General features: G+C 64.4%; 6 protein-coding genes and 1 rRNA gene. 1 reads left to right on the forward strand and 6 read right to left on the reverse strand.

All coding sequences use genetic code 11. The features are described from left to right. Positions 1-271: 271 nt before the first annotated feature. The 4 genes from AC4EEO_RS15270 to AC4EEO_RS15285 all read right to left on the reverse strand — a co-directional run bounded on the left by AC4EEO_RS15270 (position 272) and on the right by AC4EEO_RS15285 (position 9,786). Positions 272-1,795, reverse strand: a 16S ribosomal RNA gene (locus tag AC4EEO_RS15270). Between the two features lie 491 nt (positions 1,796-2,286). After that, the gene (locus AC4EEO_RS15275; RefSeq protein WP_491329335.1) at positions 2,287-5,952 is read right to left on the reverse strand and encodes a 1,4-alpha-glucan branching enzyme; all 3,666 of its coding nucleotides are present in this window, start codon (positions 5,950-5,952) and stop codon (positions 2,287-2,289) included. A 1-nt stretch (position 5,953) separates the two neighbouring features. Continuing rightward, on the reverse strand, positions 5,954-7,747 hold the full coding sequence (treS, locus tag AC4EEO_RS15280) for a maltose alpha-D-glucosyltransferase (RefSeq protein WP_018762301.1): 1,794 nt from the start codon (positions 7,745-7,747) through the stop codon (positions 5,954-5,956). Continuing rightward, a complete protein-coding gene (locus AC4EEO_RS15285) occupies positions 7,744-9,786 on the reverse strand; it encodes an alpha-1,4-glucan--maltose-1-phosphate maltosyltransferase (RefSeq protein ID WP_491330897.1) in 2,043 nt (680 codons plus the stop codon). The genes treS and AC4EEO_RS15285 overlap by 4 nt, the downstream gene beginning before the upstream one ends. A gap of 192 nt (positions 9,787-9,978) precedes the next feature. Here AC4EEO_RS15285 and glgP point away from each other — a divergent pair, with 192 nt between their 5' ends. Further along, on the forward strand, positions 9,979-12,597 hold the full coding sequence (gene glgP, locus AC4EEO_RS15290; protein ID WP_208294438.1) for an alpha-glucan family phosphorylase: 2,619 nt from the start codon (positions 9,979-9,981) through the stop codon (positions 12,595-12,597). 68 nt (positions 12,598-12,665) lie between these two features. Here the strand turns inward: glgP and AC4EEO_RS15295 are convergent, their stop codons facing one another. Beyond that, entirely contained in the window at positions 12,666-13,022 is a 357-nt protein-coding gene (locus tag AC4EEO_RS15295) for a barstar family protein (protein ID WP_491329334.1), read from the reverse strand. A gap of 7 nt (positions 13,023-13,029) precedes the next feature. After that, complete coding sequence (locus tag AC4EEO_RS15300) at positions 13,030-13,518, reverse strand: guanyl-specific ribonuclease (protein ID WP_491329333.1); 489 nt, start codon at positions 13,516-13,518, stop codon at positions 13,030-13,032. Between the last annotated feature and the right edge of the window lie 18 nt (positions 13,519-13,536).

Raw genomic sequence — 13,536 nt, forward strand, 5'->3', positions numbered from 1 at the left:
CCCACCAACAACCCCAAAGGAGCCATCCGTGGCCCTGTTGCCTCAGGACCCAACAGTGTGCCAAACACTAAACCGCGCCATCACCCACCCACCGTTCCAGAACCATCACTGGCTCGTACTAAGACAAGCAGAAAACACCACGACCGCTATTTGTTGATATTCCACCCTTGAGCACCCGCCACGAAACACTCGTCCGCGAAACGGGCCTTTACTCCTGACAACACCACCACCCCGCATACACGGGACAGCAACCGTTGTAGGTGCTCCTTAGAAAGGAGGTGATCCAGCCGCACCTTCCGGTACGGCTACCTTGTTACGACTTAGTCCCAATCGCCAGTCCCACCTTCGACAGCTCCCTCCCACAAGGGGTTAGGCCACCGGCTTCGGGTGTTACCAACTTTCGTGACTTGACGGGCGGTGTGTACAAGGCCCGGGAACGTATTCACCGCAGCGTTGCTGATCTGCGATTACTAGCGACTCCGACTTCATGGGGTCGAGTTGCAGACCCCAATCCGAACTGAGACCGGCTTTTTGGGATTAGCTCCACCTCACAGTATCGCAACCCTTTGTACCGGCCATTGTAGCATGCGTGAAGCCCAAGACATAAGGGGCATGATGATTTGACGTCGTCCCCACCTTCCTCCGAGTTGACCCCGGCAGTCTCCTATGAGTCCCCACCATCACATGCTGGCAACATAGAACGAGGGTTGCGCTCGTTGCGGGACTTAACCCAACATCTCACGACACGAGCTGACGACAACCATGCACCACCTGTAAACCGACCGCAAGCGGGGCACCTGTTTCCAGGTATTACCGGTTCATGTCAAGCCTTGGTAAGGTTCTTCGCGTTGCATCGAATTAATCCGCATGCTCCGCCGCTTGTGCGGGCCCCCGTCAATTCCTTTGAGTTTTAGCCTTGCGGCCGTACTCCCCAGGCGGGGCACTTAATGCGTTAGCTACGGCGCGGAAAACGTGGAATGTCCCCCACACCTAGTGCCCAACGTTTACGGCATGGACTACCAGGGTATCTAATCCTGTTCGCTCCCCATGCTTTCGCTCCTCAGCGTCAGTTAATGCCCAGAGACCTGCCTTCGCCATCGGTGTTCCTCCTGATATCTGCGCATTTCACCGCTACACCAGGAATTCCAGTCTCCCCTACATCACTCTAGTCTGCCCGTACCCACCGCAGATCCGGAGTTGAGCCCCGGACTTTCACGGCAGACGCGACAAACCGCCTACGAGCTCTTTACGCCCAATAATTCCGGATAACGCTTGCGCCCTACGTATTACCGCGGCTGCTGGCACGTAGTTAGCCGGCGCTTCTTCTGCAGGTACCGTCACTTTCGCTTCTTCCCTACTGAAAGAGGTTTACAACCCGAAGGCCGTCATCCCTCACGCGGCGTCGCTGCATCAGGCTTCCGCCCATTGTGCAATATTCCCCACTGCTGCCTCCCGTAGGAGTCTGGGCCGTGTCTCAGTCCCAGTGTGGCCGGTCACCCTCTCAGGCCGGCTACCCGTCGTCGCCTTGGTAGGCCATTACCCCACCAACAAGCTGATAGGCCGCGAGTCCATCCAAAACCACAAAAGCTTTCCACCAACCACCATGCGATGGAAGGTCATATCCGGTATTAGACCCAGTTTCCCAGGCTTATCCCAGAGTCAAGGGCAGGTTACTCACGTGTTACTCACCCGTTCGCCACTAATCCCCAGTGCAAGCACCAGTTCATCGTTCGACTTGCATGTGTTAAGCACGCCGCCAGCGTTCATCCTGAGCCAGGATCAAACTCTCCGTTGAAGAAAAACAGACACAACCAAGCAGGTGGAAATAACACCACACCCGGCTGCACAAAATTTGAAACCAGCTGTAAAAACCAGACCACACCACGGGGTGGCGGATCCAGTCAATTCAACCAATCCATAAAACAATTGGTATCAACAAACTTGGCACACTATTGAGTTCTCAAACAACAGACACACCCGGCACCACCACAACCAAAAACCAGTCGCAGATCGCTCCGGAGCAACTTTCCAAACTTACCGGCTGACTTCCAGCGTGTCAAATCGGCGTCCGCGATCTTCCTCAGCATAAGCTTGGGGGATCGGTTGTCCGCCTGACTCCGTGGAGCAGCGCGGAAATAAACTCTACCACCACTTATTCGGGATCGCCAGTCGGCGTGGAGCGGCTGCCTGGGCCGTCCTCGGCCGGCCGGGTTCGCCAACGCGAAGGGCCCGGAATCCTGCCGGATTCCGGGCCCTTCCGACTCACTGCGGAGTGTCCTTGGGTGATCAGGCCGACGTGGGTGCTCCCGGCTTGAAGTAGGATGCGCCCAGCGGAGGCAGCGTCACCGTCAGGGTGGCCGGTTGCCCGTCCTGTCCTTCGGCGGTGGCTGTCAGCCCACCACCGTTGAGGACGCCGGAGCCGCCGTAGGTGGTGTGGTCGGTGTTGAGGACCTCAGTCCAGGCGCCGGCCGATGGCACGCCCAAGGTGTAGCCGACATGCGGGCCGCCGGAGAAATTGATGGCGCAGACGATCGGTTCGCCGTCGGTGCCCCACCTGATGAACGAGAGGACATTACGGTCGGCGTCTCCCCCGTTGATCCACTGGAACCCGGCCGCGACGTTGTCCTGGGTGTAGAGCGCCGGCGTTGACTTGTACAACTCGTTGAGGTCCTTGGTCAGCAGCTGCAGTCCCTTGTGCGCCGGAATGTCTGCCAGCCACCAGTCCAGTCCGTGTTGTTCGGACCATTCTGCTTCCTGCCCGAATTCCGTACCCATGAAGATGAGCTGCTTGCCGGGGTGCGCCCACTGGTAGGCAAAGAACGCGCGAAGGTTTGCCAGCTGCTGCCAGCGGTCGCCGGGCATCTTGCGGAGCATGGAACCTTTGCCGTGGACCACTTCGTCGTGGCTGATGGGCAGCAGGAAGTTCTCTGTGAACGCATATACCAGGGAGAACGTCACCGTGCCGTGGTGCCACCTGCGGTTGTAGGGGTCCTCCGAGATGTACTTGAGCGAGTCGTGCATCCACCCCATGTTCCACTTCAGGCCGAAGCCGAGGCCGCCGTGGCTCGTGGGTGCAGTCACCCCCGGAAATGCCGTCGACTCTTCGGCGATCATGACGGCGCCAGGGTGTGTTTTGTAGACGGTGGCGTTGACTTCCTGCAGGAAGGAGATCGCTTCCAGGTTTTCCCGGCCGCCGAAGCGGTTGGGCCGCCACTCGCCTTCCTTCCTGGAGTAGTCGAGGTACAGCATTGACGCCACCGCATCCACGCGCAGGCCATCGATGTGGAACTCGTCCAGCCAGTAGAGCGCGTTCGCCACCAGGAAGTTCCGGACCTCGGTGCGGCCGAAGTCAAAGATCAGGGTCCCCCAGTCCGGGTGCTCGCCGAGGGCCGGATCAGAGTGCTCGTAGAGGGGCTCGCCGTCGAATCGTGCCAGCGCCCAGGCGTCCTTGGGGAAGTGGGCCGGGACCCAGTCCAGCAGTACGCCGATGCCGGCCTGGTGAAGCGTGTCCACCAGGTAGCGGAACTCGTCGGGGTGGCCGAACCGGGACGTCGGCGCGAAGTAGGACGTGACCTGGTAGCCCCAGGAGCCGCCAAACGGGTGTTCCGCCACCGGCATGAACTCCACGTGGGTGAACCCCAGCCATTTGACGTACTCCACCAGTTCCTTGGCCAGTTCCCGGTAGCCAAGTCCCAGCCGCCAGGAGCCCAGGTGCACTTCGTACACGCTCATGGCCGAGTTGTGCGGATCGCGCTGGGCGCGTGCTTCCATCCACTCGTCGTCCTTGAAAGCGTAGGACGGCTCCACCACCCGGGAGGCCGTGAGCGGGGGAACTTCGGTGCCGAACGCCAGGGGGTCGGCCTTTTCGACCCAGTATCCGCCGCGGGTCAGGATTTCGAATTTGTAGCAGGCGCCCGCTGCCACACCCGGGATGAAGACTTCCCACACCCCGGATGATCCCAGCGAGCGGAGCGAGTTTTCGCGTCCGTCCCAGGCGTTGAAGTCACCCTTGACGCGGACGGCCTGTGCGTTGGGAGCCCACACGGCAAAGGAAACACCGTTGACGTCCCCCAGCGAAGACTTGTAGTGCCGGACGTGGGCGCCGAGGACTTCCCAAAGTTTCTCGTGCCGGCCCTCGCCGATGAGGTGGAGGTCCACTTCTCCTACGGTGGGCAGGTAGCGGTACGGCTCATCAACCGTCAGCGGCTCTTTGCCCGGGTACGTGACCGAGAGCCGGTAGTCGGGGACATGACCCTGCTGCACGGGTTCCAGCACGGCAACCCACACGCCGTGGGCCTCGTGTTCCATGGGAACTTCGCCGGCCTGGGTGACGACGGTGACTGCTTCGGCCAGGTGCTTGACGGTCCGGACGGTGACGTGGCCGTAGTCGTCCAGGTGCGCGCCAAGGACGGAATGGGGCGCGTGGTGTTCACCGTTCGCGATCTTGCCCAAGGTGCCTTCGTCCACGTGCAGCGGCACCCCCGGGCGGTCAGTTTGTGCTGAGCCTGTCATTTCGTTACCTTCCGATGCTGCGCCGGCCTGATCGCCGGTGCCATTACCGCTCAGGAGCCGCCTGGAGGCATTCACGGGGATCGCCAGCCAGTCGGGCCTGTTACGCATTTCATAAACAACTTCGTACAGCGCCTTGTCCAGCCACAATGCCACAAACAAGGGCGAGGTCCGGTCCACCGTGCCGGGAATGACGGCCCCGTACCCTTCCAGGAAGGCGTCAGCGCAGTCATCCACCCAGGTGTCCGGGACCTGGGCGCCTTCCTGCTCGCGTTGGGCGGCGCCGGCCGCGTAGTCGAACGACCGCAACATTCCCACGACGTCGCGCAGGGGCACGTCGGGGACGTTCCGTTCGGCGATGGGCCGCAGCGGTTCGCCCTCGAAATCGAGGATGGCCCACCGGGAATGGCCACCGGGTTGCCCTGCGACCTGCAGGATTTGGCCCAGGTGGAGGTCGCCGTGGATGCGCTGCAGTGGGCCCGTGGGTGCCCCGTCAAGGCCGGCCAGGAGGGCACCCAATGCGGCGTCATAGGGGCCGACGGCGGCACGGGCTTCCGCCCAGGCACTGCGGACGCGGTGGGCTACGGCGGGTCCGATGCCCTTGCCGGCGCCGGGCTCCACTGATTGCCCCAGAGCCTCCGCCAGCCGCCGGTGCACGTTGGCCGTGGCGGCACCGAGGGCCCGTGCCTCCGCCGTGAAGTCGGCACCCTGGCGTGCTGCGTCCACTGCCAGCCGCCAGGCATCACGGCCGCCGGCCAGGAATTCGTGGGCTACCGCAAGCTCGCCCTGGACGGGCTTGCCCTGCCCAAGCCACTCTCCGCGGACCCAGCCAAGGGTTGCAGGCACTTCGGGCGTACCGGCGGTGGTCAGCGCCGCCCCGACTTCGATCTCCGGGTTTGTCCCGTCAGACAGCACCCGGAAAAATTTCACCATCGCCGCCGATTCGCCATCGTCCACAATGACTGAACTGTTGGACTGCTCTCCGGACAGCACTTTCACCACCCCTTTGGCGGTGGGAAGCCGGTATGGGCCGGCCACGCGGTGTCCGGTGGCGGTCCCGCTTGCAGCCTTGTCCTCCTGCCGGATGAGTTCCAGCCAGGCGCCGACGAAATCGGGATCGTGCACGGCGTCGTAGACCCAAGGGCGGGAGGGGTCGGTTCCTGCCGCTTCGCCCACGAGCGCCCGTTCCATGCCACCGGCCGGTGCCGGGCGGAAGCTCAACGGCACCTGGACCACGGTGGTGCGGCGGCCGCCGTCGGGCCCGTCCGTGATGGCACTGAGGAGGAACACGGCCCAAGCTGCGTGGCCGGTGGGGTCCGCCAGGCCCAGGCTGCCCACTTGGGACATGGCGAAGTCGGGAGTCTTGATGGGGAACCAACGCTGCTGCGGCAGCCATTCCTTGAGCAGCGCGGTCAGGGCGGGAGTGAGGATTGGCTGGTTCATCTCAGTTCTCTATCGACAGGATGGGCATGGCCTGGGTGTAGGGCGAAGACGGGTTCGACCCCGCCGTCCGCATCCGCAGCCAGAAGAAGTCATGGCTTCCGATGGTCAACGTGAGGCTTCCGTCATCACCGATGCCCGGGAAGGGTTGGCCGCCGAAAACATCGCGCAGCCCCCTCCCCGCGTACTCGGGAACGGCCAGTGTGGCGGCCACAGGATGCTGGGAAAGGTTGAAGGCGCACAAAATTGTTTCGGCCGGGGCCCCGGCCGGGTTGTTGGCCGGCAGCTCGCGCAGGTACGCCAGGACGGCGTCGTGGTCTGCTTGCACGTGTTTGAACCCGCCAAGGCCGAACGCGGGGTGGTTCTTGCGGACGCTGAGGATTTGCCGTGTCCAGCGCAACAGCGACCCGGAGTGGGCGGCCTCGGCTTCGACGTTGGCCATGCCGTAGTTGTACACCAGCGACTGGATGGGCGGCAGGTACAGCTTGCCGGGATCGGCGTGCGAGAACCCCGCGTTCCGGTCCGGGTTCCATTGCATGGGGGTCCGGACGGCGTCCCTGTCCTCGAGCCAGATGTTGTCCCCCATCCCTATCTCGTCGCCGTAGTAGAGGAACGGGCTCCCCGGAAGTGAGAGCAGGAGCGCGTTGATCAGCTCGATCTCGGCCCGCGAATTGTCGAGCAGTGGCGCCAACCGGCGCCGGATGCCGATGTTGGCACGCATCCGGGGGTCCGGCGCGTACCAGCCCAGCATGGCCGCGCGCTCGTCAGCGGTGACCATCTCCAGGGTCAGCTCATCGTGGTTGCGCAGGAAGGTCCCCCACTGGGCACCGTCGGGGATGTCCGGTGTGTCTCGCATGGTTTCGATGATGGGCGCGGCCTTCTGGTCCCTGAGGGCGTAGTACAGGCGGGGCATGATCGGGAAGTGGAACGCCATGTGGCATTCGGGTTCCTCCTCTGTCCCGAAGTACTCCACCACCTCATTGGGCGGCTGGTTTGCCTCGGCGATGATCACCCGGCCGGGGTAGCTTTCGTCCACCATGGCCCGCAGGCTGCGGAGGAACTCGTGGGTGGCGGGCAGGTTCTCGCAGTTGGTGCCCTCTTCCTCGAAGAGGTAGGGGATGGCGTCCGCACGGAACCCGTCGATTCCCTGGTCCAGCCAGAACCTGACGACGTCGAAGACGGCCTCGATCACCTTGGGGTTTTCGAAGTTCAGGTCCGGCTGGTGGCTGAAAAACCTGTGCCAGAAGAACTGCCGCCGGATGGGATCGAACGTCCAGTTCGATTCCTCCGTGTCGACGAAGATGATGCGTGCGTCCTGGTACTTCTCGTCCGTGTCGCTCCAGACATAGAAGTCGCCGAAGGGGCCGTCGGGGTCTTTCCGGGATTCCTGGAACCAGGGATGCTGGTCGGAGGTGTGGTTCAGCGGCAGGTCGATGATGACCCGGACGCCACGGGCATGGGCTTCCGCCACGAGCCGCTTGAAGTCGCTGATGGTGCCGAATTCGTCCAGCACGGAGTTGTAGTCCGAGATGTCGTAGCCGCCGTCGCGCAGCGGTGACTGGAAGAACGGGGGCAGCCAAAGGCAGTCGACGCCCAGCCACTGCAGGTAGTCCAGCCGGTCGATGAGTCCGGAGAAATCCCCGGACCCATCGCCGTTGGCATCCGCAAAGGCCCGGACCAGTACCTCGTAGAACACGGCCTTGCGGTACCACAGGGGGTCATGCTGAAGGCCGGGCGCATTTAGCTCGAACGTGCTTTTTGGGGTGAAGTGGCCGGAACTTTGCGGATTGAAACTCACGAATGCATTCTCCTCACGCTCAGGATGTGGGCCGGTTCCACGTGCGGGTCGAGCCGCACGTAGTTGTACTCGCCCCACTCCCAGCTTTGGCCGGAGATCAGGTCGTCCACGTAGAAGCCACCGCCTGCGGTGCGGTCCTGCGGGTCCAGTTCCAGGGCTGCCAGGTCCAGGAAGACGCTGCATTCCTTGGTGACGTGGGGGTCCACGTTCACCACGACAATGATGGTGTCCTTGGTCCCGTCGGGGAGGGTCTTGTGCTTGGAGTAGACCACCGTGGATTCGTCGGTGCTCTGGTGGACCGTCAGGTTCTGCAGGTCCAAGAGGGCCGGGTGGTCCCGCCGGATGTGGTTAAGCCGCGTGATGTACGGTGCCAGCGAGCGCCCGGACTCCGCGGCGGCTTCCCAGTCGCGCGCCTTGTACTCGAACTTTTCGTTGTCGATGTATTCCTCGGCGCCGGGCCGGGCAACGTGCTCGTAGAGTTCGTAGCCGGCGTAGACGCCCCACAGCGGGCTTCCGGTGGAGGCAAGCACCGCCCGGATCCGGAATGCCGCGGGCCCGCCGTACTGGAGGTATTCGGTGAGGATGTCAGGGGTGTTGACGAAGAAATTGGGGCGGAAGAACGCCGGGGATTCGTGGCTGACTTCGTCGAAGTACGCCTCGATCTCCTTCTTGGTGTTGCGCCAGGTGAAGTAGGTGTAGGACTGCTGGAAGCCTGCCCGGCCCAGGGCGTGCATCATGGCGGGCCGCGTGAATGCCTCGGCGAGGAATACGACGCCGGGGACGGCCTTATTCACCTCGGCGATAAGCCATTCCCAGAACCACACCGGTTTGGTGTGCGGGTTATCCACCCGGAAAATCTTTACCCCGTGGCTGACCCACAGCAGCACAATGCGGAGAATTTCGCGGGAAAGACCTTCCGGGTCATTGTCGAAATTCAGCGGATAAATGTCCTGGTACTTCTTCGGCGGATTTTCTGCGTAGGCGATGGTGCCGTCCACCCTGGTGGTGAACCATTCGGGGTGCGTCTGCACCCACGGGTGGTCGGGGGCCGCCTGCAGGGCCAGGTCCAGCGCAACTTCCAGGCCCAGTTCGTTGGCGCGGGCCACGAAAGCGTCAAAGTCCTCGAAGGAACCGAGATCGGGGTGGATGGCGTCGTGGCCGCCCTCCTTGGCGCCGATGGCCCAGGGCGAACCCGGATCATGCGGGCCGGCCACGAGGGTGTTGTTGGGCCCCTTGCGGTGCTGGACGCCGATGGGGTGGATCGGGGGCATGTAGAGGACGTCGAAGCCCATGGCCGCGACGGCGTCGAGGCGGCGGGCTGCCGTCCGGAAGTTTCCTGAGGTCCAGACGCCGGTGTTGTGGTCCTTGACAGCGCCTTCGGACCGCGGGAAGAACTCGTACCAAGCGCCCCGGCCTGCCCGGTCCCGCTCCACCAGAAGGGGGAACTTCTCCGAGACGGTCACCAGTTCGCGGATGGGCTGGCGGGCAACGATGTCCGCGATTTCCTGGCCGAACCCGGCCGCGAGGCGTTCCTCGGTGCTGCGGGACTGGTCAGCCAGGACCTCCGAGGCATGCCGGAGGGCCGCCTGGTCCACCTCGTCCCGGAAGTCTTCCGCGGAGGCTTCACCGAGCAGCTTGGCACCTTCGGCAAGCATGAGCTCGACGTCGATGCCGGCGTCGATCTTCACCTCGGCGTTGTGGTGCCAGGTGCCGTAGCGGTCGTGCCAGGCTTCGATGACGAAGGACCAGTCGCCGGTTTCCGACGGCGTGAGGACGCCCTCCCAACGGTCGGTCCCCATTCCGCGTTCCCCGCGGGGCGGGGAAAGCCGGACCCGCTGCCGCTCTGCACCCGTGGGGTCCAGGAGGACGGCGCTGACACCAAGTTGGTCATGGCCTTCCCGGAAGGCGGTGGCGCCCACAACGATGGCCTCGCCGGGGAGGGCTTTGGCGGGGACCTTTCCGCCGTCGACGACGGGCTGCACATTGGTGATGGGAAAACGCCCGAACCGCAGACCCTCGGTTATGCGGCGCTGGGGCATTTTGGTGGATGCGGCACTGGTTCCTGAGTTAGTCGTCACAGGCTCGACGTTAGCGAGAAATGCCCAGGATTGCTAAGGCTGCTCCCTAAAATCCATCGCGCCGCCGCCCAATTTCTTCACGCCCCTGTCATTTACCCAAAAGAAACCCAAAGCTTGTTCCGGCCCGGCAGGTTGTCGGTTAGTGTGGCGCAGGTGAAGGCAATCCGCAGGTTTACGGTCCGTACAGTCCTCCCCGAGCCCATCCGGCCGCTGGCCCGGTTGGCCAGCAACCTGCGGTGGTCCTGGCACCGCCCCACGCGCGAGCTCTTCGCCGGGCTGAACCCGCGCCTGTGGGAGGAAAGCGGGCAGGACCCCATCGGCTTCCTGGGCATGGTCAGCCGGGAGGAGTTCCAGCGGCTCGCCGCGGACCAGTCCGTCGTGGACCGGGTCCGCGCGGCCGAAGTGGACCTTGACCGGTATCTCGAGGAGCCGCGCTGGTACCAGGGCCTGGGGCCGGAGGCACCCGCCGCCATTGCCTACTTCTCGCCCGAATTCGGCATCACCGAGGTCCTCCCCCAGTACTCGGGCGGCCTGGGCATCCTGGCCGGCGACCACCTCAAGGCGGCCTCGGACCTGGGCGTTCCCCTGGTGGGTGTGGGCCTGCTCTACCAGGCCGGCTACTTCAAGCAGTCACTGTCCCGGGACGCCTGGCAGCAGGAGACCTACCCTGTCCTGGACCCCGACGGCCTGCCCCTCACACTGCTCCGCGAGCCATCCCCGGACGGCAACGGAAAGGCCTTGGAGGTAGCGCTCCCGCTGCCCAACGGACGCCGGCTCCTGGCACATATCTGGCGTGCCGACGTCGGCCGCGTCCCGCTGCTCCTGCTGGACTCCAACGTGCCCGGCAACGACGACGCCGCGCGGAGCATCACCGACCGGCTGTACGGCGGTGGTGGTGACCACCGGCTGCAGCAGGAGCTGCTGCTGGGCATGGGCGGTGTCAAGGCCCTGCGCGCATTCCAGAAACTGACAGGGTCCCCCGCCCCGGAGGTGTTCCACACCAACGAGGGACACGCAGGATTCCTGGGCATTGAACGCATCCAGGAACTGATGTCAGGGGAACAGGCCCTGACATTCGACGAGGCGTTGGCCGCCGGCCGCGCCTCCACGGTGTTCACCACCCACACCCCGGTCCCGGCGGGCATTGACAGGTTCGAGATCGCCCAAATCAGCCACTTCTTCCAGGCCGGCCTGGCACCCGCCGTCCCGCTGGACAGGATCCTGGAACTGGGCCGCGAAAACTACGCCGACGGAAACCCCGCCGTCTTCAATATGGCCGTCATGGGCCTCCGCCTGGCCCAGCGCGCCAATGGCGTGGCCAAACTGCACGGCGAAGTGTCCCGCGGGATGTTCTCCGCCCTGTGGCCGGGATTCGACCACTCGGAGGTCCCCATCACCTCCGTCACCAACGGCGTCCACGTCCCCACGTGGGTGGACAGCCGGATCTCCAAGCTGGCACGGGACCAGTTCGGCAGCGAAGCGGAAGCACTGGGCAAATGGGACCTGGCCTACAACGTCAGCGACGCCGACGTATGGGCACTTCGCCGCGAAATGCGGGCGGCACTGGTGGAGGATGTGCGCCGTCGGCTCCGTGCTGCATGGAAGAAGCGCGGCGCGGCCGACGCCGAACTGGGCTGGACGGACAACGTCCTGGACCCGGACATACTCACCATCGGGTTTGCCCGCCGCGTGCCCACGTACAAACGCCTGACCCTGATGCTGCGGGAACCTGCGCGGCTCAAGGCACTCCTGCTGCACAAGGACCACCCCATCCAGTTGGTCATCGCCGGAAAGTCCCACCCGGCCGATGACGCCGGCAAGAAGATGATCCAGGACCTGGTGCGGTTCACTGACGACCCCGAGGTCCGGCACCGCATCGCGTTCCTGCCCAACTACGACATCGCGATGGCCAGGACGCTGTTCCCTGGCTGCGACGTGTGGCTGAACAACCCGCTGCGGCCGTTGGAGGCCTGCGGTACATCGGGCATGAAGGCCGCCCTGAACGGGTCGCTGAACCTGTCCGTCCTGGACGGCTGGTGGGACGAGATGTACGACGGCGAGAATGGCTGGGCAATTCCGACGGCCAACAACGACGCATCCCCGGAAGAGCGGGACGACATCGAGGCCGCTGCCCTGTACGAACTGCTGGAAACCCAGGTGGCGCCGCGCTTCTACGGGAGCACGGTGTCCGATGGTGCGGGGGCGGCCGGCCCCTCCACGACCCGGAGCGAGACAGTTCCCACGCACTGGGTATCCATGATCAAGCACACGCTCTCGCATCTGGGACCCGCGGTCTCCGCCGAGCGGATGCTCCGGGACTACGTCAACATCCTTTACCGCCCGGCGGCTGACGCCGGGCGCAGCGCCACCGCGAATTCATATGCGCAGGCCCGGGCGCTGGCAGCCTGGTCTGCCAAGGTTCGCGGCACCTGGCCGCAGGTCCACGTGGAGCATGTTGATTCGGTGGGCGTTTCGGAGGATCCGCAGATCGGCGACACCCTCCAGGTCAATGCGTACGTGGCGTTGAACGCACTGACTCCGGAAGATGTCTGCGTCGAGGTGGCCTACGGAAGGGCCGAGGAGAATGACACCCTGGCTGACATCACCATGATGGAACTGCAGGTGAAGGAAGACCTGGGCAGCGGCCGCCACCTGTTCAGCGGCTCACTGCTGATCGACCGCTCCGGACCGTTCGGCTACACGGTCCGGGTGCTGCCCCGGCACGAGGCGTTGGCCTCGAAAGCGGAGCTCGGCCTGATCGTCAACGCCTGACCTGGTGTCCGGCCGCCCCCGGCCGGACACCAGGTGCCTGCGGAGCCCTCAGCTTGGAGCCAGGAGCCTCAGAGCAGGACAGCCGTGACGGCAAGGTCCTTGCCCGCGTACCGTTCTGCGTCCTGCAGGATCTCGCAGATGATCCCGAACGACCGGTCAGCGCGGAACGGGGCCGCAACCTGCCACAGGACTGTCACCGGCGGATTGCCGTTGTCCGTGATGTTGTCCGCGAAGTCGTGCAGCGAATCGTTCAGCGCATCCAGGTTCACACCGTAGTGCTCAGGAAAGTCCAGGACCTCGCCGAAGGTTTCCAGGACGGCGCGTTTGCTGTCGGCCGGCGGGACCACAAGGCTGCGGCGCCCGGTGTCCGCTACCTGCGCCTCCAGCTCTTCGAGGGTCCAGGTGTCGCCGGAAAGAATTTTCATGGGTGCGCTAGCTGCCTTCCGCTATGTACTTGAATGTCGCGTAGTGGTCTCCGGTGTAATACTTCTCCCCGCCGTTGCCTGCCACGATCCGGCGCGCGCCCCGGTCCGGTTCGCCGGGGGTTCGAACCGTGTACTCGCGGTAGTAACCCCGGTCCCGTGCAGGCAGGACGCGCTCAAAGTTGCCGAACACCTGGTCGTCCTGGCTGAACTGGTATGGGCCGCCGGCCCGGATCAGCGCCAGGACGCGGCGTCCTTCCACCGGGAGCGCGGACTCCTGGATTTCCGGCAGGCTGGACGGGTTGGCTCCCCGGTGTGGCGCCGCGCTCTTTCCCGGCGCCGGCGTACCCGGGCCGCCGGGAGCCGTACTCGCTCCGGAGGCCGCGCCCGGCGTCGTGCCTTCCCCTTGGCCGCCCAACAGCCCGGCCCCGCCGAATGCCACCAGCGCCAGCACCACCAGGGCGGTAAGGAGCAAGGGAAGCATGGAGCGGTTGCGCATTGGGGTGTACCTGCCGGC

The organism is Pseudarthrobacter sp. MOO13 (genome assembly GCF_058267655.1).